The sequence below is a fragment of the Bradyrhizobium huanghuaihaiense genome (genome assembly GCF_025200885.1).
Lineage (GTDB): Bacteria > Pseudomonadota > Alphaproteobacteria > Rhizobiales > Xanthobacteraceae > Bradyrhizobium > Bradyrhizobium huanghuaihaiense.
This window is the reverse complement of record NZ_CP104172.1, coordinates 7,421,396-7,443,079: the sequence shown is the minus strand read 5'-3', so window position 1 is coordinate 7,443,079 and position 21,684 is coordinate 7,421,396. Positions and strand designations below refer to the sequence as shown.

At 65.5% G+C, this 21,684-nt stretch carries 19 protein-coding genes and 1 tRNA gene; 13 read left to right on the top strand and 7 right to left on the bottom strand.

Annotated elements, in window-relative coordinates:
• The first annotated feature begins 47 nt into the window (after positions 1–47).
• The gene (locus N2603_RS35090) at positions 48–794 is read left to right on the top strand and encodes an amino acid ABC transporter ATP-binding protein (protein ID WP_260385725.1); all 747 of its coding nucleotides are present in this window, start codon (positions 48–50) and stop codon (positions 792–794) included.
• Between the two features lie 13 nt (positions 795–807).
• Positions 808–1,257: a type II 3-dehydroquinate dehydratase gene (gene aroQ / locus N2603_RS35085; RefSeq protein WP_260385724.1), complete on the top strand. Its 450-nt coding sequence runs from the start codon at positions 808–810 to the stop codon at positions 1,255–1,257.
• 430 nt (positions 1,258–1,687) lie between these two features.
• On the opposite strand, the gene N2603_RS35080 is transcribed toward aroQ, so the two are convergent.
• Together N2603_RS35080 and N2603_RS35075 are read right to left on the bottom strand one after the other, a co-directional pair.
• Positions 1,688–1,763: transfer RNA gene (locus N2603_RS35080), tRNA-Ile, on the bottom strand.
• A 417-nt stretch (positions 1,764–2,180) separates the two neighbouring features.
• Positions 2,181–3,155 (bottom strand): Bug family tripartite tricarboxylate transporter substrate binding protein, encoded by a 975-nt coding sequence (locus N2603_RS35075; RefSeq protein WP_260385723.1) that lies wholly within the window; start codon positions 3,153–3,155, stop codon positions 2,181–2,183.
• A gap of 107 nt (positions 3,156–3,262) precedes the next feature.
• Between N2603_RS35075 and N2603_RS35070 the strand changes: the two genes are divergently transcribed.
• Entirely contained in the window at positions 3,263–4,225 is a 963-nt protein-coding gene (locus N2603_RS35070) for a TAXI family TRAP transporter solute-binding subunit (RefSeq protein WP_260385722.1), read from the top strand.
• 135 nt (positions 4,226–4,360) lie between these two features.
• Here N2603_RS35070 and N2603_RS35065 read toward each other — a convergent pair whose 3' ends face one another.
• Positions 4,361–5,575 carry an ABC transporter substrate-binding protein gene (locus N2603_RS35065; protein WP_260385721.1) on the bottom strand — a complete coding sequence of 405 codons (1,215 nt, stop codon included), beginning with the start codon at positions 5,573–5,575 and terminating at the stop codon, positions 4,361–4,363.
• A 103-nt stretch (positions 5,576–5,678) separates the two neighbouring features.
• A complete protein-coding gene (locus N2603_RS35060; protein WP_260385720.1) occupies positions 5,679–6,572 on the bottom strand; it encodes a helix-turn-helix transcriptional regulator in 894 nt (297 codons plus the stop codon).
• Positions 6,573–6,899: 327 nt separating this feature from the next.
• Between N2603_RS35060 and N2603_RS35055 the strand changes: the two genes are divergently transcribed.
• Genes N2603_RS35055 through N2603_RS35040 form a run of 4 tightly spaced genes read left to right on the top strand, consistent with a single transcriptional unit; the run spans position 6,900 to position 12,030 of the window.
• Positions 6,900–7,733: an ABC transporter substrate-binding protein gene (locus N2603_RS35055; RefSeq protein WP_260385719.1), complete on the top strand. Its 834-nt coding sequence runs from the start codon at positions 6,900–6,902 to the stop codon at positions 7,731–7,733.
• Positions 7,734–7,787: 54 nt separating this feature from the next.
• On the top strand, positions 7,788–8,894 hold the full coding sequence (locus tag N2603_RS35050) for a molybdopterin-binding protein (RefSeq protein ID WP_260385718.1): 1,107 nt from the start codon (positions 7,788–7,790) through the stop codon (positions 8,892–8,894).
• A 1-nt stretch (position 8,895) separates the two neighbouring features.
• Positions 8,896–10,857 carry a molybdopterin biosynthesis protein gene (locus N2603_RS35045; RefSeq protein WP_260385717.1) on the top strand — a complete coding sequence of 654 codons (1,962 nt, stop codon included), beginning with the start codon at positions 8,896–8,898 and terminating at the stop codon, positions 10,855–10,857.
• Positions 10,858–10,899: 42 nt separating this feature from the next.
• Positions 10,900–12,030 carry an FAD-dependent monooxygenase gene (locus tag N2603_RS35040; protein ID WP_260385716.1) on the top strand — a complete coding sequence of 377 codons (1,131 nt, stop codon included), beginning with the start codon at positions 10,900–10,902 and terminating at the stop codon, positions 12,028–12,030.
• Here the strand turns inward: N2603_RS35040 and N2603_RS35035 are convergent.
• The 3 genes from N2603_RS35035 to N2603_RS35025 form a co-directional block, all read right to left on the bottom strand.
• Positions 11,997–12,218 carry a hypothetical protein gene (locus N2603_RS35035; RefSeq protein ID WP_260385715.1) on the bottom strand — a complete coding sequence of 74 codons (222 nt, stop codon included), beginning with the start codon at positions 12,216–12,218 and terminating at the stop codon, positions 11,997–11,999. The genes N2603_RS35040 and N2603_RS35035 overlap by 34 nt on opposite strands.
• A gap of 79 nt (positions 12,219–12,297) precedes the next feature.
• Positions 12,298–12,954, bottom strand: a complete 657-nt coding sequence (mobA, locus tag N2603_RS35030; protein WP_260385714.1) for a molybdenum cofactor guanylyltransferase MobA — start codon at positions 12,952–12,954, stop codon at positions 12,298–12,300.
• Positions 12,935–13,825, bottom strand: a complete 891-nt coding sequence (locus N2603_RS35025) for a formate dehydrogenase accessory sulfurtransferase FdhD (RefSeq protein ID WP_018643988.1) — start codon at positions 13,823–13,825, stop codon at positions 12,935–12,937. Before N2603_RS35025 ends, mobA begins: the two co-directional genes overlap by 20 nt.
• 208 nt (positions 13,826–14,033) lie before the next feature.
• Between N2603_RS35025 and mobB the strand changes: the two genes are divergently transcribed.
• The 6 genes from mobB to N2603_RS34995 all read left to right on the top strand — a co-directional run bounded on the left by mobB (position 14,034) and on the right by N2603_RS34995 (position 21,678).
• A complete protein-coding gene (mobB, locus tag N2603_RS35020; protein ID WP_018643989.1) occupies positions 14,034–14,561 on the top strand; it encodes a molybdopterin-guanine dinucleotide biosynthesis protein B in 528 nt (175 codons plus the stop codon).
• Positions 14,562–14,570: 9 nt separating this feature from the next.
• On the top strand, positions 14,571–15,827 hold the full coding sequence (locus N2603_RS35015; RefSeq protein ID WP_260385713.1) for a molybdopterin molybdotransferase MoeA: 1,257 nt from the start codon (positions 14,571–14,573) through the stop codon (positions 15,825–15,827).
• Between the two features lie 43 nt (positions 15,828–15,870).
• Positions 15,871–16,104: a sulfurtransferase TusA family protein gene (locus N2603_RS35010; RefSeq protein WP_018643991.1), complete on the top strand. Its 234-nt coding sequence runs from the start codon at positions 15,871–15,873 to the stop codon at positions 16,102–16,104.
• Positions 16,105–16,231: 127 nt separating this feature from the next.
• Positions 16,232–17,665 (top strand): sigma-54-dependent transcriptional regulator, encoded by a 1,434-nt coding sequence (locus N2603_RS35005; RefSeq protein WP_260385712.1) that lies wholly within the window; start codon positions 16,232–16,234, stop codon positions 17,663–17,665.
• Positions 17,658–19,682, top strand: coding sequence for a sensor histidine kinase (locus tag N2603_RS35000; protein WP_260385711.1), 2,025 nt, complete (start codon positions 17,658–17,660; stop codon positions 19,680–19,682). The genes N2603_RS35005 and N2603_RS35000 overlap by 8 nt, the downstream gene beginning before the upstream one ends.
• A 343-nt stretch (positions 19,683–20,025) precedes the next feature.
• Entirely contained in the window at positions 20,026–21,678 is a 1,653-nt protein-coding gene (locus N2603_RS34995; protein WP_260385710.1) for an OFA family MFS transporter, read from the top strand.
• Positions 21,679–21,684 lie beyond the last annotated feature (6 nt).

Here is a 21,684-nt window from a genome sequence, read left to right as displayed (position 1 = left end):
CGGCCGACGCGATCCGCGTCGGCCGCCGCCCAACGGCGGAGACCAGCATGCAGGACCAGATCCTGATCGAAATGAAGGGCGTGCAGAAGTGGTACGGCGGGTACCAGGCTCTCCGCAACGTCGATCTCATCGTGCGAAAAGGCGAGAAGATCGTGCTCTGCGGTCCGTCGGGCTCAGGCAAGTCGACGCTGATCCGCTGCATCAACCGCCTCGAGCCGATCCAACAGGGCAGCATCGTGGTGAACGGTCATCGGCTTGACGACAGCATCAAGGCTATCGATGTCGTACGTCAGGACGTCGGCATGGTCTTTCAGAGCTTCAATCTTTTTCCGCATATGACGGTCTTGCAGAACTGTATGCTCGCACCCATCCGCGCGCGCCGCATCGGCAAGAGCGAGGCGGAAGCGATTGCGCGAAAATACCTCGAGCGTGTGCGCATCGGTGACCAGGCCGAGAAGTATCCGGCTCAGCTTTCGGGCGGTCAGCAACAGCGCGTTGCGATCGCGCGCGCGCTCTGCATGCAGCCCAAGGTGATGCTGTTTGACGAACCGACCTCGGCACTCGATCCTGAGATGGTCAAGGAGGTGCTCGATACGATGATAGGCCTCGCCAACGACGGTATGACCATGATTTGCGTCACCCACGAGATGGGCTTTGCCCGCCAGGTTGCCGACCGCGTCATCTTCATGGCCGAAGGCCAGATCATCGAAGAAGGCGCGCCCGACGCATTCTTCCGCAATCCCCAGCAAGCCCGCACCAGGCAGTTCCTCGGCGAGATCCTTGCCCATCACTGAATGGAGTTCATCCATGAGTCGTCTTGTCTACGTCCTCAACGGACCAAATCTCAATTTGCTCGGCAAGCGCCAGCCCCACATCTATGGTCACGAGACGCTCGCGGACGTGGAGCGGGATTGTCGGGCGCTGGCCAAGGAGCTCGGCCTGGAGATTCGCTTCCATCAATCCAACCGGGAATACGAGCTGATCGACCGGATCCACGAGGCGCGCGAGACGGCTGCCGGGATCGTGATGAATCCCGCGGCTTTCACCCATACGTCGGTCGCGATCCTCGATGCTCTAAACACGTTCGAGGGGACAGTGATCGAGGTCCATATTTCCAATGTGCACAAGCGCGAGGAATTCCGCCACCACTCGTTTGTCTCCAAACGAGCGGATGGGGTCATCGCAGGCTTCAGCACCCAAGGTTATCTGCTCGGCTTGCGTCGCGTGGCCAAGCTGCTTGATGAGAAGAAGGGATAGCATTGTTGAGCGCACCCGTCCGCCTCTCGGTGATGGGAGCGGGTCGCATCGGCAAGCGACATATCGAACACATTCTCGCGGCCGGAGGCGGCACTGTCGTCGATCGTCGATCCGGCGCCGGCGGCCCGGGAGCTGGCAGTTTCGCTCTAGGTGGACTGGTTTCCGTCCTTTCAGGACATGCTTTGCGGAAATCGGCCGGAAGGGGTGGTTGTCGCCGCCCCTAATCAGATGCACGTGGCCAACGGCATGGATTGTATCGCTGCGGCATCCCGGCCCTCTCCGAATAGTTCTTCGGCCCGAAGAAGGGCATCAGAACGCGGGCGAAAAAATCGAGGCGAAATTGATTAGTCGTATCAGAGGGATCTGAAATCGGGTCGTTCTCAAAACGAAATCGAGTCGTTTTCAAAGTGTCCGCACTTGATCGATTTACTGGTGGGCCCGGCAGGACTCGAACCTGCAACCAGACCGTTATGAGCGGCCGGCTCTAACCATTGAGCTACAGGCCCCGCCGCGGGACGGCCGCGGAACGCGCGGCCGGCAACGGTGCGCGGTTCGTTTACAGGGCCTGAGGCGGGGGTGCAATCCTCAAGCGTTTTCAAAGCGAAGTGGTCCTCGGTTCGCGTCAGGACAACGCGTCGAACATTGCCGCGATCGAGGGGAACGCGGGCGCTGCGCCGAAAGCGAGGCTCGTCGGATGATTGCTGGATTCGGAATAATGGCATTTTGCCACTGTTTTGCCCGACAAGTCAAACGGCCCTCACGATCATCCGGCCGGTGCCCAGTTTGACGCTGCCGTAACCCGCTGTGATTGCTCACGTCTTCTACTGTGCATGGGGTTGTTTTCGCACTTTTTGTTTTGAGAGGGCCTTTCGGCCCCCTCAGATGCTTTGCCGGTGAGCCACGGGCGGCGCGGCGGCCTGGCGCTAGTCCACCGACACCCCCGCGAACTCCACCACCTTGCGCCACTTCTCGGTCTCATCCGTGACCAGCTTGCCGAACTCGGCGGGCGTCATCGGCTTGGGGATGCCGCCTGTCTCGGCGAGGCGGGCGATCACCTTCGGGTCCTTCAGCGCTTCGCCAATGGCCTTGTTGAGGGTTTCGATCACCTCGCTCGGGGTGCCCTTCGGCGCGGAGATGCCGTAGAAGCCGACCGATTCGAAGCCCGGCACGGTCTCGGCGATCGCGGGCACGTCGGGCACGCTCGGCCAGCGCTGCGGCGAGGTCACCCCGAGGGCGCGGACATTGCCGCCCTTCGCCTGCTCCAGCGCGGACGGCAAATTGTCGAAGATCAGCTGCACCTTGTTGGAGATGATGTCGGGGAAGGCGATCGCGGATCCTCGATAGGGCACGTGGATCATGTCGCACTTGGTCATCGCCTTGAACAGCTCGGCCGACATGTGCACCGAGGTGCCGTTGCCGGACGAGGCATAGGAGATCTTGCCCGGATTGGCCTTGCAATAGTCGATGAACTCCTGAACCGTCTTCGCGGGAAACGCGTTGGAGACCACCAGCATGTTGGTGAGCTGCATGATGCTCGCCACCGGCACGGTGTCGCGCAGGAAGTCGAACGGCAGCTTCTTGTAGAGCGAGGTCGAGATCGCGTTGTTCGGCGCGACGAACAGCAGCGTGTAGCCGTCGGGGGCTGCGTTGATCGCGGCCGCAGCCGCGATGTTGCCGCCGGAGCCGGTGCGGTTCTCGACGATGAATTGCTGGCCGAGCCGATCCGAGAGCGCCTGCGCCATGATCCGCGCCACGATGTCGACCGGGCCGCCGGCGGCGAAGCCGATCATCCAGTGCACGGGGCGGTCGGGATAGGCGGCCGCGGCGGGAGGGGTGGTGCTGAAAAGACCTAAGAGAACTGCGAGCCCGAAAACACCGTTACGCAAAATTCGCAACATGACACCTCCCATTGTTCTATTGTCGTTGGGCTGCATGCTTTCACAAAAACGCGCGGCTGCCTACATCGTCGCAAGTCGGTGTTGACGCAGGCCCGCCGGGAACGACCATGAGATTCGCAATCATCCTTCTCGCAGCGGCGCTGCTCGCAAGCCCCGCCGCCGCCCAGACCGGAGGCACGGCCATTCCCACCACGACACTCAGCTTGGGCACCGCGACACCCGGCGGCGGCTTTCCGCTCTATGGCAACGCCTTTGCCGAGGTGATGAACGCAGCCGATCCGGTCATCACCATTGCCCCGCGCAACACCAAGGGCAGCAACGAAAACATTCCGCTTCTGGAGAAGGGCGAGCTCGATCTCGCTCTGGTCGCGGGCGAGCCGGCCTATGAGGCTTTTGCCGGCATCGGCCGCGCGCCGGTGCGGCTGAAGATCTTGACGGCGATCTATTCCAACCCCGGCATGTTCGTGGTGCGCGCGGACAGTCCCTACAGGACGATTGCCGATCTCGTCGGCCAGCCCGTCGCGTTCGGGGCCAAAGGCTCGGGCCTGCCAATCCTGGCGCGCTATGTGCTCGACGGTCTCGGCCTGAAGCAGGACGAGGACTTCAAGGCGGTCTATCTCGACCGCGCCGGCGACGGCCCCGCGATGGTCGAGGACGGCCGCGTCGCCGCACTCTGGGGCGCCGGCATCGGCTGGCCCGGCTTCGCCGCGGTGGCCTCGAGCGCATCAGGCGCGCGCTTCATCGCTCCAAGCGCGGACGAGATTGCGCGCATCCGCGCCAAGCATACGTTCCTGAAGCCGCTGACCGTGCCGGCGGGCAGCTACCCCAAGCAGTCCGAGCCGATCGTCTCGCTCGGCTCATGGAGTTTTGTGCTGACGCGCGAGGATCTGCCCGACGACGTCGCCTATCGCCTGGCGAAGACGCTGCATGGTGCCGAGGCGACGTTCTGCAAAACACTCGCGCAGGCCTGCGAGACCACGGCCGCGAACACCGTCGCGGCCGCGCCGCGGCCGGAGCTGATCCATCCGGGCGTCGTGAAGTATTTTCGCGAGATCGGCGTGGTGAAATGACGGTCGCCTAAAGCGACCGTCATTCCGGGGCGCGTCGAAGACGCGAACCCGGAATCTCGAGATTCTCAGGTGCGCAATTGCGCACCTTAGTTCGCGCTTTGCGCGCCCCGGAATGACGATCGCTTTAAGCGATCGTCATTTCTTCACCAGCGGACACGCCGGGTCCGGCGGGCCGAACGCCTTGTCGCCGGAGATGGTCGTGAGGATCTTGTAATAGTCCCACGGATATTTGCTCTCCTCCGGCGTCTTCACCTGCACCAGCCAGAGGTCGTGCACCATCAGATTGTCCTCGCGCAGTTTGCCGTTGCGGGCGAAGAAATCCTCGATCGGCTTCTCGCGCATCTTTGCCGCGACCTTGAGCGGGTCGTCGGTGCCGGTCTCCTTGATGGCGTTGAGATAGTGCATCACGCTGGAATAGACGCCGGCCTGCCACATCGACGGCATCTTGTTCATCTTGGCGAAATAGCGCTTCGACCATTCGCGGGTCTTGTCGTCCATGTCCCAGTAGAACGACGTGGTCAGGAGCAAGCCTTGCGCGGCCTGCAGGCCGAGGCCGTGGATGTCGGTGATCAGCGCCAGCAATGCCGCCATCTGCTGGCCGCCCTTGAACACGCCGAACTCCGAGCCGGTCTTGATCTCGTTCATGTTGTTGGGGGGACCGGCGGCAATGCCGATGATCTTGGCCTTGGAGGCCTGCGCCTGCAGCACGAAGGAAGAGAGATCAGGCGTTGCCAGCGGCGGCCGCACCGAGCCCAGCACCTTGCCGCCATTGGCGGTGACGACGCTGGAGGCGTCGCGCTCCAGCGAATGGCCGAAGGCGTAGTCGTCGGTGATGAAGAACCAGCTGTCGCCGCCGCGCTTGACCACGGCATCCGCGGTCCCGACCGCGAGCGCGCGGGTGTCGAACACCCACTGGATCGCGTAAGGCGAGCAGAACTTGCCGTGGAAATCCGCGGTGCCGGTGGAGTGGGTGATGAACAGCCGCTTCTTCTCGTTGGCCATGTTCTGCACCGCGAGCCCGACCGCCGAGACCGGCACGTCGACGATCAGGTCGACCTGGTCGACGTCATACCAGCGCCGCGCCAGCGAGGCGCCGATGTCGGCCTTGAGCTGATGGTCGCCGACCACGACGCTGATCGGCTTGCCGAGCACGGTGCCGCCGAAATCGTCGATCGCCATCTGCGCCGCGGTCACCGAGCCCTGGCCGGTCGGTGCGGATGCCGGGCCGTTCATGTCGGTGAGCACGCCAATCTTGACGACATTGTCGGACACCTGCGCCATGGCGGTGCCCGGCAGCAGCGCTGCCGCAACGGCGGCCGCGACCGGCAGTCCAAATCTCGCTCGCTTCACGTTTGTCCTCCCCTGATCCGGCGCGTTGGCCGGTGTTGCTTTTGCCGGGTATGGCCCGGCTGAATTGGTTTCTTTTGCAACTATTCAGGGGTGGGCGTCAACGTCAGGCCGCGAAGCGGATCTGTCCCGCCGGCGAGGGGTCGTAGCCGGTCAGCTCCTCGGCGCGCTGCCGCAGCCGTCTTTCGCTGAGAAACCTGATCAGCGCCTGCATGGCAGGGCGGAAATAGCTGCGCTGCCGCATCGCAAGATCAAAGTTCTCCCAGACCAGCGGCACGAAATCGAGGCCGGCCGAGCGCGCCGCCGCGCGCGTCGCGACCCCGCAATCGGCTTGTCCGGCGCGGACCATTTCGGCGAGATCCGGCCCGGTGAGGGCGGGCGTCTCCACCCGGCGCAGATCGCGCGTCGTGGCGTCCGCGCGCTTGAGCAGCGCGTCGAGCAGCATCTGAGCGCCTGTGCCCTGTTGTCGCATCGCCATCCTGGCGCCGATCGCGAGCACGTCGGCGAGCCCGCGCAGCCGTTTCGGATTGCCGGGCGGCAGCACCAGGCCCTGCTCGCGGCGCACGAATGCGACCAGCAGGGCGTCATGCAGGTCCGGAGCGTCCCGCAGCGCTGTCACACTGGCATCAGCGGCAAGATTGCCGGTGGAATCCAGGCTGTGGAAGTGCATGGCCACGGCCATCACCTCGTCGCGCTGCAGGCGCTCGAGCCCGCGCGCGCTGCCCTCGCTCATGGAGCCGAGGCCGGAGCCGGATTCACGCAGGCTCCAATCGAGCAGCTCGTCCTGGCTGCCGCCCATGACGGGCGGCGGCTCCGTGGTCAGCATGCCCGCCGGACGCGCGAGGCCCGAGAGGACCCAGAGGTCGAGCTCGTGCCGGGGGAAGAGCCACTTACCGGTCACCTTGCTGCAGGGGATCGCACCGGTGGTGACGAGTTCGTAGAGCTTGCGTTCGCCAAGTCGGAGATAGTCAGCGGCTTCACTGGTCGTCAGGAATTCCATCCTGCATTCCTATGCAAATTCTTGCTTCTTTTTGGACGTTCGTCGCAGGTGGAATTCTGCATTTCATTTTGTGTCCGCGGGAACCATGCCCGATCATCTCGTTGCTTTGCAACACATCCGCGCCTGCGATTTCTGCTTTGGTGAACGATCCTCAAGCGCTCGAATGGTGCGGGCCTTGCGGCTGTCGCGAACGTGCATGCGAAGGCCGGTTTTGCAATCGCCGTGCCGCGTCGTCGTTGCCGAAATATCCCGAACGGAGCGCGATTGGCGTCACGAGTGCGGCGCAATCCATCATCATGATCGCGTCATATCGAAGGGAACCAGCTCATGGCCGCTCGCCGCCTGTCCGTTGCATTCGCGCTTCTCTGCGGCCTTGCTGCGGGCGTTGCGGCCTCCTTCGCGGAGGATCGCGCGATCGTGCTGGCCACGACGACGTCGACGCAGGAGTCCGGCCTGCTCGATCATCTGCTGCCGATCTTCCGCGATAAGACCGGTGTCGACGTGAGGGTGATCGCGCGGCGCGCCGACGAGGTGCTCGACGGCGCACGAAAGGGCGAGGCGGACGTCGTGCTGACGCATGCGCGGCCGCAGGAGGAAAAATTCGTCGCCGACGGTTTTGCCGTGAAGCGCTTCGACGTGATGTACAACGACTATGTGCTGATCGGGCCGAAGAGCGATCCCGCCGGCGTCAAGGGCAAGGACATCGCGACCGCGCTCAAGGCGATCGAGGCCAAGGGCGCGCCGTTCGTGACGCGTGGCGATCGCTCGGGCACCCACGCTGCGGAGCTCGCGCTCTGGATCGTCGCCGGCATCGACATCGCCGCCGCCAAGGGTGCCTGGTATCGCGAGGCCAAGCAGGGCATGGACGCGGCGCTCGAGGCTGCACGCACGGCGAACGCCTATGTGCTGTCGGACCGCGGCAGCTGGATCGGCTTCAGGGATCGCGGTGATCTCGATGTCGTCGTCGAGGGTGACAAGCGGCTGCTCAACCAATACGGCGTGATGCTGATGAGTCCCGACAAGTTCCCGAACGTGAAGAAGGAGCTGGGGCAAACCTTCGTCGACTGGCTGATCTCGCCGGAGGGGCAGGCGGCGATCGCTGCCTACAAGGTCGACGGCCAGCAGCTGTTCTTTCCAAATGCGGACAAGACGGGCGGCTGAGATCCTCATCTCCTGCGGTTGCCAAACCGGGCGAGGCATGGTCCATCATGGCGCATGACCCAGCGCCTGTCGCCATCGCTGACGCCGCTCGACACCGCACTCGCCGCGTTGCTGCGAGGCGTTGATCCGGTCGCGCCGGTCGCATTGCCGCTGTCCGAGGCCATTGGCTGCGTCGCGGCGGGCGCGCCGCAGGTAGTGGCCTATCCGTCTCATGACATCGCCGCCGCGGATGGCTGGGCGCTGCGCGCCACCGATCTCGTCGGCGCCTCCGCCTATGCGCCGCTGCCCTTGGCGACGGCCCCTGTCTGGGTCGATGCCGGCGATGCGATGCCGCAGGGATGCGACTGTGTGCTCGAAGCCGACGCAGTCGAGGTATCGGGGCCGCTTGTGCAAGTGCTGGCGGAGGGTGTTCCGGGGCAGGGCATCCGGCGCGCCGGAGCCGACATTGCCGCCGGTACGACGGCCGGCGCGAAGGGATACCCGGTCGGTCCGGCCGACCTGTTGCTCGCGGGCGTCGCGGCGGTGGACGGGCTGAGCGTGCGGCGACCGCGGCTGCACATCGTCAACGTGCCGGGCGCGACGACGACGGTGCATATGATCGCCGGTCTCGCCCGTGCTGCGGGACTGGATGTGCAGACCGTTGAGGCCGCCGCACGCGATGACGCATCGATCGCCGATGTGCTCGATGCGTCCGCTTGCGACCTGTTGTTGACGGTCGGCGGCAGCGGCCTCGGTCGCCAGGATGCCGCGGTGGCTGCGTTGGCCCGGCACGGTGAGGTGCTCGCCCATGGCCTTGCGCTTCAGCCCGGCCGCACCGCTGCGGTCGGACGGCTTGGCAAGGTTCCCGTTGTTGCCTTGCCCGGCTCGCCGGATCATGCGCTTGCGGTCTGGCTGGCGCTGGTACTTCCGCTCATCGATCGTCTATCGGCACGGCAGCCGCGCCGGCAAATGCCTCTGCCGCTCGCGCGAAAAATCGCATCCAGTGTCGGCATCGCCGAAATCGCGCTGCTGGCCGAGGAACATCGTGCCTGGATGCCGCTTGCGGTGGGGGAGTGGCCGCTCCAGGCCATCGCCCGTGCGGATGCATGGCTGATCATTCCCGCCAGCCACGAGGGATTTGCGGCGGCTACGCCCGTTGATGCCTATCTGATGCAGGAGTGATATGGGTTCCGGCATGTCGATGATCCCGCAATCGCAAGGCCGCAGCGCGCTCGAACAAGAGCAGTTCCTCAAGATCCTCTCGCGCGAGGAGGCCTTGGCGCGCTTCGAGGCGGCGCTGTTCCCGCGCGCGATCCCGAGCGAGCTGCGTAAGCTCGCTGCTGCGCTCGGCGCGGCACTCGCCGAGGACATCACTGCGCCGATCGATGTGCCGCCGTTCGATCGTTCCAACGTCGATGGCTTTGCCGTCCGCTCGGCGGATCTCGCCGCCGCGGGTGAAGGCGCACCCGTTCGGCTCTCGTTGAACGCCGAGACGATTCACTGCGGCACCGCGCCGAGGATGCAGGTCGCCGCGGACACCGCCACGCCGATCGCCACCGGCGGCCCGCTGCCGCGGGGCGCCGACGCCGTCGTCATGGTCGAGCACACCCAACCGGCCGGCCCGGATGCGATCGACGTCCGCCGTGCCGTGTCGCCCGGACAGTTCGTGTCCTACGCCGGCTCCGACATTGCGCGCGGCGAGGCGCTGCTGCGCGCCGGCACCATCATCGGATCGCGCGAGATCGGCATGCTGGCGGCCTGCGGGATCGCCGAGGTGACCGTCGCGCGCAAGCTGCGCGTCGCCGTCATCTCCACCGGCGACGAGCTGGTGCAGCCCGGCGAGGCGCTCGCGCCCGCGGCGATCTACGACACCAACGGCGCGATCGTCGCGGCTGCGATCGACGAGAACGGCGGCGAGGCGATTTTCCTCGGCGCCATTCCCGACGATGAGGTCAAGCTCGAAGCTTCGATGCGGCGCGCACTTGAAGACGCCGACATGCTGGTGCTCTCGGGCGGCACATCGAAAGGCGCGGGCGATCTGTCCCATCGCATTATCAGCCGGCTCGGTCAGCCCGGCATCATCGCGCATGGCGTCGCACTCAAGCCCGGCAAGCCGCTGTGCCTTGCGGTGTGCGACGGCAAGCCGGTGGTGATCCTGCCGGGCTTTCCGACCTCGGCGATGTTCACCTTCCACGACATGATCGTGCCCGTGCTGCGCAGGATGGCCGGGCTGCCGCCGCGCTCCGATGCCAAGGTCAGCGCGACCGTGCCGGTCCGCATCGCCTCCGAGCTCGGCCGAACCGAATTCGTCATGGTCTCGCTGGTTGAGGGCAAGAACGGCCTGATCGCCTATCCCTCCGGCAAGGGCTCTGGCGCGATCACGTCCTTCGCACAGGCGGACGGCTTCCTGCGCATCGACGCGCTCGCCGACCAGATGCCGGCGGGCACCGAGACCGAGGTGACGCTGTTCACGCCGCATGTGCGGGTGCCCGATCTCGTCATTGTCGGCAGCCATTGCACCGGCCTCGATCTCGTGACCGCGCAGCTCGCGCGTGCCGGCCTGACCGTGCGCTCGATCGCGGTCGGCAGCCTCGGCGGCCTTGCGGCGGCCAGGCGCGGCGAATGCGATCTCGCGCCGATCCATCTGTTCGACGACAAGAGCGAGACCTACAACACGCCCTATCTCGTCGAGGGGCTCGAGCTCGTCCCGGGCTGGCGGCGGATGCAGGGCATTGTCTTCCGCGAGGGCGACGCGCGATTTGAGGGTCTGAGCGCGAAGGATGCGGTTGCCGCGGCGCTCGCTGATCCCACCTGCATCATGGTCAACCGCAACCAGGGCGCCGGCACGCGCATCCTGATCGACCGGTTGCTCGCCGGTGCACGTCCGGAAGGCTATTGGAACCAGCCGCGCTCGCACAACGCCGTTGCCGCGGCTGTTGCGCAGCACCGCGCCGATTGGGGCATGACCATTGCGCCGGTCGCCCATGCGGCCGGCCTCGGTTTCATTCCGCTCGCGGAAGAGCATTATGATTTCGCGCTGGTGACGGCGCGCAAAGACCGACCGGCGGTGCAGGCGTTTCTCGACGCGCTCCGCTCGAATGATGCGCGCGCCGCACTGGAGCACGCAGGCTTCCGGCCTGCGTAGATCGACGCGGCATGCAAGCCGCGCGACAGGGTGGGGGACGCGATGGCAAGGCCGCTTTCGGTTGCGATCGTCGGTGCCGGCATGGGCGGGCTTGCGACCGCCGCGGCGCTGAGACGCGCCGGCGTCAACGTCATGATCTACGAGCAGGCCTCCAAATTCGCCCGCATCGGCGCCGGCATCCAGATCGGCTGTAACGCCATGAAGGTGCTGCGCGCGCTCGGGCTCGAGGCGCGGATGCGCGAGCACTCCTTCTATCCGCGGTCCTGGAACAATCGCGACTGGAAGAGCGGCGACATCAAGTTCGACATGATTTTTGGTGAGAGCGCGGAAGAGAAGTTCGGCGCGCCCTATCTGCTGGCTCATCGCGGCGATCTGCACGCGGCACTCGCGAGCGTGGTGCCGCGCGAAGTCGTGAGGCTGAGCCACAAGCTGGCCGGTCTGGATGACACCGGCGATGGCGTCCGGCTGACCTTTGCCGACGGCACCAGCGCCGTTGCCGATGCCGTGGTCGGCGCGGACGGCGTGCATTCGACGGTGCGCGACATCCTGTTCGACACCGCGCCGGCCAGGTTTACCGGTCGCATCGCCTACCGCACCACCTATCCGGCCGCTCTGCTCGGTGGGGAGAAGATCGACGACTGCACGAAGTGGTGGGGCGAGGACCGCCACATCGTGATCTACTACGTCAAGCCGGATCGTAGCGAAGTCTATCTCGTCACCAGCCAGCCAGAGCCGGATTTCCGCATCGAGTCATGGTCGGCGAAGGGCGACGTCCGCGATCTGCGTGCCTCCTTCGAAGGCTTCCACCCGCAGGTCGGTCAGGTGCTCGCGGCGTGCCCCGACGTGCACAAATGGGCGATCATGGACCGCGAGGCGCTCGATCGCTGGGCCGACGGCAAGGTCACGCTGCTCGGCGATGCCTGCCATCCCATGACGCCCTACATGGCGCAGGGCGCGGCCATGGCGATCGAGGACGCGGCCGTTCTTTCACGCTGTCTCGCCGGTGTCGGTCGCGACGGTGTTGCCGGCGCATTCCGCCGCTTCGAGGCGACGCGGAAAGGGCGGACCACGCGGGTGCAGGAGACGTCGCGCGCCAACATCTGGCTGAAGGACAGGACCGATACGAGCTGGGTCTACGGCTACGACGCCTGGTCGGTGCCGCTGGCGGCCTGATCGCGTTGGCGCTCACGTTCCTCGGCTTCGGCAAGTGCACGCTGCGCGGCAGGCGACAGCGGCTTCGGGTCCGGCGGCACCTCGACGATGTCAGGCTTGCTCAGCCGCTTCGTGCGATCGATCGTTTCCGAAACATCGATGGCGAAATCGACAACTTCGAATATGACTTCCAAGAGAGAGACGGCCATGGCTCATCCGGGCAACGTACCTATCATTGGTCGTCCCTGTGCGCGGTCCGGTTCACGGCCATGGACTCAAAGCAGAGCCCTAGGACGCGTCATCCAGCGCCGCCAGCCGTTCGGCCTCGGCGATGTCCTCGACCGTGTTGGCGTTGAAGAACGGATCGAGCGGCTCGGCCGGCCAGGTCACCGTCGCGAGCGGATAGCGCGCGGTCCAGCGATCGATCTTGCGGAGGTCCTCGACGACCAATGCGTGACGCAGCTCGTCGCGCAAGGCAACACGCCACAAGCCGATCACCGGATGCGACTGCTCGCCTGAAGCGGCGACCGCGAGCTGCGCGTTCTCTCGGCTTCGGGCTTCGTGCAGGCGTGCGACCAGATCGCGCGGCAGGAACGGGCAGTCGCCGGCGGCGCTGAGCACCCATGCGACGTCAGGCCGGTTCGCGGCGGTCCAGTCCAGCGCGGCGAGGATGCCGGCCAGCGGCCCGGGATAGCCGGGTACGTCGTCGGCGACGACCTGCAGGCCGAAGGTCGCGAAACGCGCGGGATCGCCGTTGGCGTTGAGGATCAGCCTGCTGCATTGAGGTTTCAGGCGCGCGATCACGCGCTCCAGAATGGTGCGGCCGCCGATCGTGCGCATGGGCTTGTCGCCACCGCCCATGCGCCGCGCGAGGCCACCGGCGAGCAGCACGCCAACGGTCGGCGAAACACTCGTGGCGGGAATTTCAGTCGTCACCACCTTCACCCTTGCGCTTGTGTTTTGCCGATTCCTCCTCGACGTAAGCGAGGTTCTGGTCGTAGACGATGCGCTCCTCGCCCGCGAGCGCGATGAAGCGCTTTCCGCGCGTGCGTCCGACCAGCGTCAGCCCGACCTGCCTTGCGAGATCGACGCCCCAGGCGGTGAAGCCGGAGCGCGACACCAGGATCGGAATCCCCATCCGCACGGTCTTGATCACCATCTCCGAGGTGAGGCGCCCGGTGGTGTAGAGGATCTTGTCGGAGGGGTCGACGCCGTGGCGGTATATCCAGCCGGCGATCTTGTCGACGGCGTTGTGCCGGCCGACATCCTCGGTGTAGCAGAGCGGCGTGCCTTCCTTGCACAGCACGCAGCCGTGGATCGCGCCGGCCTCGAGGTACAGCGAGGGCATGGTGTTGATGGTCTGCGTCATCTGGTAGAGCCAGGAGGTGCGCAGCTCGGCCTTCGGCAGCGCGACGCTCTCAACGGCTTCGAGCAGATCGCCGAAGGCGGTACCTTGCGCGCAGCCCGAGGTCTGCGTGCGCTTCTTCAGCTTGGCCTCGAAATTGGTGTGGTGCTCGGTGCGCACCACCACCACCTGGAGGTCGTCGTCGTATTCGACCTCGGTGACCACGTCATTATATTTCAGCATGTTCTGGTTCAGCAGGTAGCCCAGCGCCAGATATTCCGGATAGTCGCCGATCGTCATCATGGTGACGATCTCCTGGGCGTTCAGGTAAAGCGTCAGCGGCCGCTCCATCGGCACCTTGATCTCGACCCTGGCGCCGGTCTGGTCGGTGCCGGCCACGCTCTGGGTCAGGCGCGGGTCGTCCGGGTTGGGGACGATCAGGGGCACCGGGGCTTTGTCGATCTTCATCATGGCCGCGACGTTAGCATGACATTCCGCTCAAGCCGATATAAGCATGGCAGGGAATGGGTGAAATGCCTCCGCTCGTCATTGCGAGCGGAGCGAAGCAAACCAGAAATGCATCCGCGGAGACAGTCTGGATTGCTTCGCTGCGCTCGCAATGACGGGGAGAGGCTGTGGTTCCATCGGCTGGCGAGCCGTTGGCGGAGATCGAAGGGTTATGAAAGTCATCGGCCTTGCAGGCTGGAGCGGTGCGGGAAAGACCACGCTGTTGACGCGGCTGATCCCGCATTTCAACGCGCAAGGCCTGCGCGTCTCCGTCATCAAGCATGCGCATCACCAGTTCGATGTCGACGTGCCCGGCAAGGATTCCTGGCGGCATCGCGAGGCGGGGGCGGCCGAGGTGCTGGTGGCCTCGTCGAACCGCTGGGCCTTGATGCATGAATTGCGCGGCGCGGCGGAGCCGCGGCTGCCGGAATTATTGAGCAAGCTCTCCGCCGTCGATCTCGTCGTGGTCGAGGGATTCAAGCGCGAGCCGCATCGCAAGATCGAGGTGCACCGCGCCGCCAATGGCAAGCCGCTGCTGTTTCCCGACGATCCCGGGATTGCCGGCATCGCGACCGACACCGCCATTGAAACCCGGCTGCCGACCGTCCATCTCGATGATATCCCCGCTGTGGCCGCGTTGCTGCTGCGTGCGGCGATGCCGGTCGAGGAAGCGGTGGCAAGAAGCGCCGCGACGCGCTGACGAGGCACCATGGCGCAACTGTCGGACGATTGCTTTGCCTTCGGCGGACCGATGATGTCGGTCGACGAGGCCGTTGGCCTGATCACGACGCGCGTCAACGCGATTGTCGATCTGGAAACCGTGGGGCTCGTCGATGCGGACGGGCGCGTGCTGGCGCGCGACATTGCAGCGCCCTTGCCGCTGCCGCCGTTCACCAACTCTGCGGTCGACGGTTACGCCGTCCGCAACGCGGACCTTCCGCAAGCTGCGGAGCAGGCGTTCCCGCTTCATGGCCGCATCCAGGCCGGTAGTCTTGCGCAGGCACCGATCAAGCCCGGCCACACCGCGCGAATCTTCACCGGCGCGCCGATGCCACTGGGCGCCGAAACCGTCTTCATGCAGGAGGATGTCCGCATCGACGATTCCGGTCGGATCGTGCTGCCGCCGGGGCTGAAGCCGGGCGCGAATGTCCGCCCCGCCGGCGAGGACATTCCGAAGGGACAGGTTGCGCTGCGCGCCGGCCAGCGCTTGCGGCCGCAGCATATCGCGCTTGCCGCGGCGTTCGGCCTTGTCAGGCTCGATGTGGTCAGGCGCATCCGTGTCGCGGTGTTCTCGACCGGCGACGAGCTGGCTTCGCCGGGCGAGCCGCGCGCGACCTCGCAGCTGTTCGATTCAAATCGCTTCATGCTGATGGCAATGCTGCGCCGGCTCGGTTGCGAGGTCAGCGATCTCGGCATTTTGCGCGACGAGCGAACGTCGCTTGCGAGCGGCCTGAAGGAGGTAGCAGGCGCGCATGATTTGATTCTCACCACCGGCGGCGTCTCGACCGGCGAGGAGGACCACGTCAAGGCGGCGGTCGAGAGCGTCGGCTCGCTGGTGCTGTGGCGGATGGCGATCAAGCCGGGCCGTCCCGTGGCGATGGGCATCATCGGCGGCACGCCGCTGATTGGCCTGCCCGGCAATCCCGTCGCGAGCTTCGTCACCTTCGTCCATGTGGTGCGGCCGACGGTGCTGGCGCTGGCGGGTGCCCTCCCGGAGCCGCTGGTGCCGATCCCGGTGCGGGCTGCGTTTACCTACAGGAAGAAGGAAGGCCGGCGCGAATATGTCCGCGTCTTCCTCCGCAAGGGGCAGGACGGTGCGCTCGAGGTAACCAAGTTCCCGCGCGAGGGCGCCGGACTGCTGTCGTCGCTGGTCGAGACCGACGGCCTGGTCGAGCTCGGTGAAGCCGTCACGGGCGTCGAGCCCGGGCAGAGCGTCGGCTTCCTGCCCTACGCCGGCCTGATCTGATGTCCGCGTTGACGCCGCCGGCCCGCCCCGCCATGTTGCCGCGATGACCAGGACGACTCTCGATCTCACCGGGCTGAAATGCCCGCTACCGGCCCTCAAGACCCGCAAGGCGCTCAAGCCGCTCAAGGCAGGGGACCAGCTCGAGGTCCACTGCACCGATCCCCTCTCGGTGATCGACATCCCCAACCTGATCCGCGAGACCGGCGACAAGGTCGAGATCACCGAGCGCAACGAGGCGCGCATCGTGTTCCTGGTCGAAAAGAGCGACGGCCCGTAGAAAGGCGAATGTTCACGGCCGCAACGCTTGACTATGCTGCGCCCCCTTGGGGAACGGCCGGAGCTTCGCTGCAATGCGAAAAGGCCCGGTTGTTGCGGTGGATGATCTCAAACCTAAGACGTCGGGCATGAATCTCTCAACATCGAAGGCAAGCGCAGCTGCAGGTTCCGCGGCGGCCCGCGAGCCTGCCGTCAAGCTCGGCAAGACGGCCACAGGTCCCGAGTTCAGCGCACTGGCGCAGGCCTCCATCCTGATCGTCGACGACGAGCCGGGCATGCGCAATTTCCTGTCGCGCACGCTTGCGCCGCGCTGCAAGCTGGTGGACGAGGCGGCCGACACGGATCAGGCCTCGCGCAAGCTCGATTCCAACCGCTACGACGTCGTCATTCTCGACAACATCATGCCGGGCAAGAATGGCGTCGATTGGCTCGCAGAGCAGCGCGCTGTCGGCTTTTTCGCCGACGCGATCCTGATCACCGCCTATGCCGACCTCGACACCGCGATCCAGGCCCTGCGCGCCGGCGCGGCCGATTTCGTGCTCAAGCCGTTCCGCTCCAACCAGATCCTCAACGCGGTGGCGCGATGCCTCGACCGTGTCCGCCTCCAACGCGAGAACTATGTCCTGCGCTACGCCTTGCGCGCCTCGTCCGACCGCACCTTCCTGCGCGACAATCTGATCGGACAGTCGGCGCCGACGCTGCGCGTGCGTGAGACCATCGCACGCGTTGCGCGCCTGCCGACCTCGGTTCTCCTGACCGGCGAATCCGGCACCGGCAAGGAAGTCGCAGCGCGCTCGATCCACTCGCTGTCCGACCGCGCCGACAAGCCCTTCGTGCCCGTGAATTGCGCGGCGATCCCGCCCGAGATGATCGAGGCCGAGCTGTTCGGACACATCAAGGGCGCCTTTACCGGCGCCGATTCCGGGCGCGAAGGCCTGTTCCTGTATGCGCATGGCGGCACGCTGTTCCTCGACGAGATTGGCGATCTGCCGCTGCCGATGCAGAGCAAGCTGCTCCGCGTGCTCGAGGACCGCCGCGTCCGCCCCGTCGGCTCCGAGCGCGAGGTTCCGGTCGACCTGCGTTTCATCTTCGCAACCAATGCCGAGCTTCAGAAAGAGGTCGAGAAGGGCCGCTTTCGAGCCGATCTGTTCTACCGCCTCAACGTGATGCAGATCCACCTGCCGCTCCTGAGGGATCGCGGTGACGACGTGCAGGAGCTCGCCGCCATCTTCATGAGCAAGCTGTCGACCCAGCTCGGCATGCCGCCGGTCCCGATCGACGCTTCGGTGCGCGCGGCGCTCGCAAGTTATGACTGGCCGGGCAATGTGCGCGAGCTGCGCAATTTGATCGAGCGCACGCTGATCCTCGGCGCTTTCCCCGACGACTTCGCCGGTCCCCGCAACGACGGCCAGTCGGCGCCCGCCGACAGTCTCGCGGAGCTCGAGCGCCGTCACATCCTCGGCGTCCTGAAAGAGGTCAATGGCAATCGCGAGGAGGCGGCACGGCGGCTCGGTATCTCGCGCAAGACCATCGACCGCAAATGCGCGTTGTGGGATGTCTGATGCGGCCGGTCGCAGCGACGAGCCCGTGCGGGGACGCTCCGTGCGCTTCCGGCTGCTCGCGATCGCGTTGTTGCCGATGCTGGTCATCCTGCCGCTCTTGCTTGGCGTTGCGATCTATCGCTGGAACGCAAAATTCGACGCGACCTTGATCTCCAAGGTGAACGGCGATCTCACCATCGCCCACCAATATCTCGCCCGCATCCTTGAAAAGACCGGCGTCCAGCTCCGGGCGCTCGGCCTGTCGGCCCGCTTCCACGAGGTGCTGGCGCCGGATGCGCGCGGCTCCCTGCGCGATCTGCTCGACGAGACCCGCAAGGAAATCGGTCTCGACTTCCTGTATCTGACCAACGGCCGCGGCGACATCCTGGCCTCATCGCCGCCGTTGCAGCATCAACCGAGAAATGACTGGCCAATCATCATTTCGGCGCTGTCGGGTCAGGTTCCGGCGACGGGCATCGACATTTTTTCCAATGACGAGCTCGCCGCGATCTCGCCGACCCTGGCTGAGCGCGCGCGCCTGGACCTCGTGCCGACGCCCAACGCGGTGCCGACCGACCGCAGCACGGAGACGCGCGGCATGGTCGTGCATGCGGCGAGCCGCGCGATGCTGCCCGACGGCGGCGCCGCGGCGCTGGTCGGCGGCACGCTGCTCAACCAGAATCTCGAATTCATCGACACGATCAACGACCTCGTCTATCGCGCGGCGAGCCTGCCGGAAGGCAGCCAGGGCACCGCGACGCTGTTCCTGGAGGACGTGCGAATCTCGACCAACGTCCGCCTGTTCGAGGGACGGCGCGCGCTCGGCACGCGCGTCTCGGCGGCGGTACGCTCGGCCGTGCTGGGCGAGGGACGCACCTGGCTCGACAGCGCCTTTGTGGTCAATGACTGGTACATCTCCGCCTACGAGCCGCTGGTCGACAGTTATGGCAAGCGCGTCGGCATGCTCTATGTCGGCTTTCTGGAAAAGCCTTTCAGCGAAGCCAAATACCAGACGCTGGTGATCGTCATCGCGGCGTTCATCGCGATCACGGCCGCGACCGTCCCGATCTTTCTGCGCTGGGCGAGCTCGATCTTCATGCCGCTGGAGCGCGTCACTGCGACGATTGGCGAGGTGGAACGGGGGAACCTTTCCGCCCGCACCAAGATGCCTGTCTCGGGTGACGAGATCGGCCGCGTCGCGGTTCATCTCGACAGCCTGCTCGACCAGATCCAGGAACGCGACCGGCAGCTCCGAGAATGGAACGAGGAACTGAACGTCCGCGTGCGGGAGCGGACCCGGGACCTCGAGCACGCCAATCTCAAGCTCGAGACAACCACCAAGCAGCTCATCATGTCTGAGAAGCTGGCTGCGATCGGCGAGATCACCGCGGGTGTCGCACACGAGATCAACAATCCGATCGCGGTGATGCAGGGCAATCTCGACGTCATCCGCAGCGTGTTCGGGCCCGATGCCGACAAGGCGAAGGTCGAGTTCCGCCTGCTCGACGAGCAGATTCACCGCATCAGCCAGATCGTGACCAAGCTGTTGCAGTTTGCAAGGCCGGAGGAATATGCCGGCTATGTCGAGCGCCATGCGCCGGCAAGCATCATTTCGGACTGTCTGCCGCTGGTGCAGCATCTCCTGAACAAGACCGAGATCGCCGTCGTCAGGGACGACCGCGCCAGCCGGCTGGTGCTGATGAACCGCAACGAGCTGCAGCAGGTGCTGGTCAATCTGATCGTCAATGCGATCCACGCCATGCCGGATGGCGGAACCTTGACGCTCCGCGCCTTCGATGCCGAGCGCGACGGTCATCAAGGCGTCGCCATCGAGGTCGCCGACACCGGCATCGGCATGAGCACCGAGGTGGTCGAGAAGATCTTCGATCCCTTCTACACGACGAAACGGCGGCAGGGCACCGGGCTGGGCCTCTCCATCAGCCAGACGCTGATCAAGCGCCAGGGCGGACAGATCACCGCGGAGAGCCGCGTCGGCTCCGGGAGTACATTCACGGTGTGGCTGCCCGAGGCGACCTGATTGGACATTTTGTCCGAGGATTTCAGGACATTTTGTCCCGCGCAGCACATTGCGCTGCGGGAAGTCATTGATTCGTCATAGCGCGATATCTGGCACGCGCGTTGCTCACTCCAAGACAGGGTGTTGAGGGGGATGAGGGCGCGATAGCCGTCACTGCAACGCTGCTTGCGAGGCGAAGGGACATCACCCGCGATCAGCTGCTTGCTCGGTGCACATGACGAGATGCGCACCAGATGATTCCACTTCGGCATGAAGTTCGACCGGTCATGCGCGGCTGCCAAGCGCGCGTGCGACCGGTCTCAAACCGATGCGCCGGTAAGGCCACGCTTTGGAGGTAATGCTTATGACAACTGCCGATACCGTTCTTGCACCTGTTGGTGCCTCCGGCTTTCTCGATCGCGAGCGCACGATCGCGACCGCCGGCTTCAATCGCTGGCTGGTGCCGCCGGCGGCGCTGTGCATCCATCTCTGCATCGGCATGGCCTATGGCTTCTCGGTGTTCTGGCTGCCGCTGTCGCGCGCGATCGGCGTGACCGCGCCGAAAGCCTGCGGTGACATTTCGCTGTTGCAGGAGCTGTTCACGACCAGCTGCGACTGGAAGGTCGCGAGCATGGGGTGGATGTACACGCTGTTCTTCGTGCTGCTCGGTATCGCGGCCGCGGTCTGGGGCGGCTGGCTCGAACGCGTGGGACCGCGCAAGGCCGGCTTCGTCTCGGCGCTGTGCTGGTGCGGCGGACTCTTCCTCGGTGCGATCGGCGTCTACACCCATCAGCTGTGGCTGTTGTGGCTGGGGTCGGGCGTGATCGGCGGCGTCGGCCTCGGCCTTGGCTACATCTCGCCGGTGTCGACGCTGGTGAAGTGGTTCCCGGACCGCCGCGGCATGGCGACCGGCATGGCCATCATGGGCTTTGGCGGCGGCGCCATGATCGGCGCGCCGCTGGCGAACCTGTTGATGAACTACTTCAAGACCCCGACCTCCGTCGGCGTCTGGGAGACCTTCGTCGCGATGGGCGTCATCTACTTCGTGTTCATGATGATCGGCGCATTCCGCTATCGCTTGCCGCCGCCCGGCTGGCAGCCCGAGGGCTGGACCCCGCCGGTCAAGGCCAACGCGATGATCTCGAAGAACAACGTCCATCTCAACGACGCGCACAAGACCCCGCAGTTCTGGCTGATCTGGTGGGTGCTGTGCCTGAACGTGTCGGCGGGTATCGGCGTGATCGGCATGGCCTCGCCGATGCTCCAGGAGATCTTCGGCGGCAAGCTGATCGGCCTGCCGGACGTCGGTTTCAACGCGCTCGATGCCGGACAGAAGGCGCAGATCGCGGCGATCGCCGCCGGCTTCGCCGGATTGCTGTCGCTGTTCAACATCGGCGGCCGCTTCTTCTGGGCGTCGCTGTCTGACAAGATCGGGCGGAAGAACACCTACTATACCTTCTTCATCCTCGGCATCGTGCTCTACGCGCTGGCGCCGACCTTTGCGGCGATGGGCTCGAAGCTGCTGTTCGTGCTCGGCTTCGGCATCATCCTGTCGATGTATGGCGGCGGGTTCGCCACGGTGCCGGCCTATCTGGCCGACATGTTCGGCACCCAGTTCGTCGGCGCCATCCACGGCCGGCTGCTGACGGCGTGGTCGACCGCAGGCATCATCGGCCCGGTCGTCGTGAACTACATCCGCGAGTTCCAGCTCGCGGCCGGCGTGCCGCGCGACCAGCTCTACAACACGACGATGTACATCCTATGCGCGATGCTGATCGCGGGCCTGATCTGCAACTATCTGGTCAAGCCGGTCGATGCGAAGTGGCACATGAAGGACGCCGATGTCGCCAAGTTGCAGGCGGCGAGTGCCAGTGCTGCAGCTGCGGGGCCGCACGGCTCCTACGGCATCGGCTTTGGCGGGCTCGACGCCAAGGCGGCGCTGTTCTGGGCCTTCGTCGGTGTCCCCTTGGCGTGGGGCGTCTGGAAGACGCTGGAGAGCGCGGTCAAGATCTTCTGATCGCCC

Bases quoted from the DNA above. Each gene is read 5' to 3' on its own strand.
- N2603_RS35070 (WP_260385722.1), top strand. From the start codon at position 3,263: ATGAGATTCGCAATCATCCTTCTCGCAGCGGCGCTGCTCGCAAGCCCC.
- N2603_RS35025 (WP_018643988.1), bottom strand. From the start codon at position 13,825: ATGATGAAGATCGACAAAGCCCCGGTGCCCCTGATCGTCCCCAACCCG.
- N2603_RS35055 (WP_260385719.1), top strand. From the start codon at position 6,900: ATGGCCGCTCGCCGCCTGTCCGTTGCATTCGCGCTTCTCTGCGGCCTT.
- N2603_RS34995 (WP_260385710.1), top strand. From the start codon at position 20,026: ATGACAACTGCCGATACCGTTCTTGCACCTGTTGGTGCCTCCGGCTTT.
- mobB (WP_018643989.1), top strand. From the start codon at position 14,034: ATGAAAGTCATCGGCCTTGCAGGCTGGAGCGGTGCGGGAAAGACCACG.
- N2603_RS35000 (WP_260385711.1), top strand. From the start codon at position 17,658: ATGTCTGATGCGGCCGGTCGCAGCGACGAGCCCGTGCGGGGACGCTCC.
- N2603_RS35010 (WP_018643991.1), top strand. From the start codon at position 15,871: ATGACCAGGACGACTCTCGATCTCACCGGGCTGAAATGCCCGCTACCG.
- N2603_RS35090 (WP_260385725.1), top strand. From the start codon at position 48: ATGCAGGACCAGATCCTGATCGAAATGAAGGGCGTGCAGAAGTGGTAC.
- N2603_RS35040 (WP_260385716.1), top strand. From the start codon at position 10,900: ATGGCAAGGCCGCTTTCGGTTGCGATCGTCGGTGCCGGCATGGGCGGG.
- N2603_RS35075 (WP_260385723.1), bottom strand. From the start codon at position 3,155: ATGTTGCGAATTTTGCGTAACGGTGTTTTCGGGCTCGCAGTTCTCTTA.
- N2603_RS35005 (WP_260385712.1), top strand. From the start codon at position 16,232: ATGAATCTCTCAACATCGAAGGCAAGCGCAGCTGCAGGTTCCGCGGCG.
- aroQ (WP_260385724.1), top strand. From the start codon at position 808: ATGAGTCGTCTTGTCTACGTCCTCAACGGACCAAATCTCAATTTGCTC.
- N2603_RS35060 (WP_260385720.1), bottom strand. From the start codon at position 6,572: ATGGAATTCCTGACGACCAGTGAAGCCGCTGACTATCTCCGACTTGGC.
- N2603_RS35015 (WP_260385713.1), top strand. From the start codon at position 14,571: ATGGCGCAACTGTCGGACGATTGCTTTGCCTTCGGCGGACCGATGATG.
- N2603_RS35035 (WP_260385715.1), bottom strand. From the start codon at position 12,218: ATGGCCGTCTCTCTCTTGGAAGTCATATTCGAAGTTGTCGATTTCGCC.
- N2603_RS35050 (WP_260385718.1), top strand. From the start codon at position 7,788: ATGACCCAGCGCCTGTCGCCATCGCTGACGCCGCTCGACACCGCACTC.
- N2603_RS35045 (WP_260385717.1), top strand. From the start codon at position 8,896: ATGGGTTCCGGCATGTCGATGATCCCGCAATCGCAAGGCCGCAGCGCG.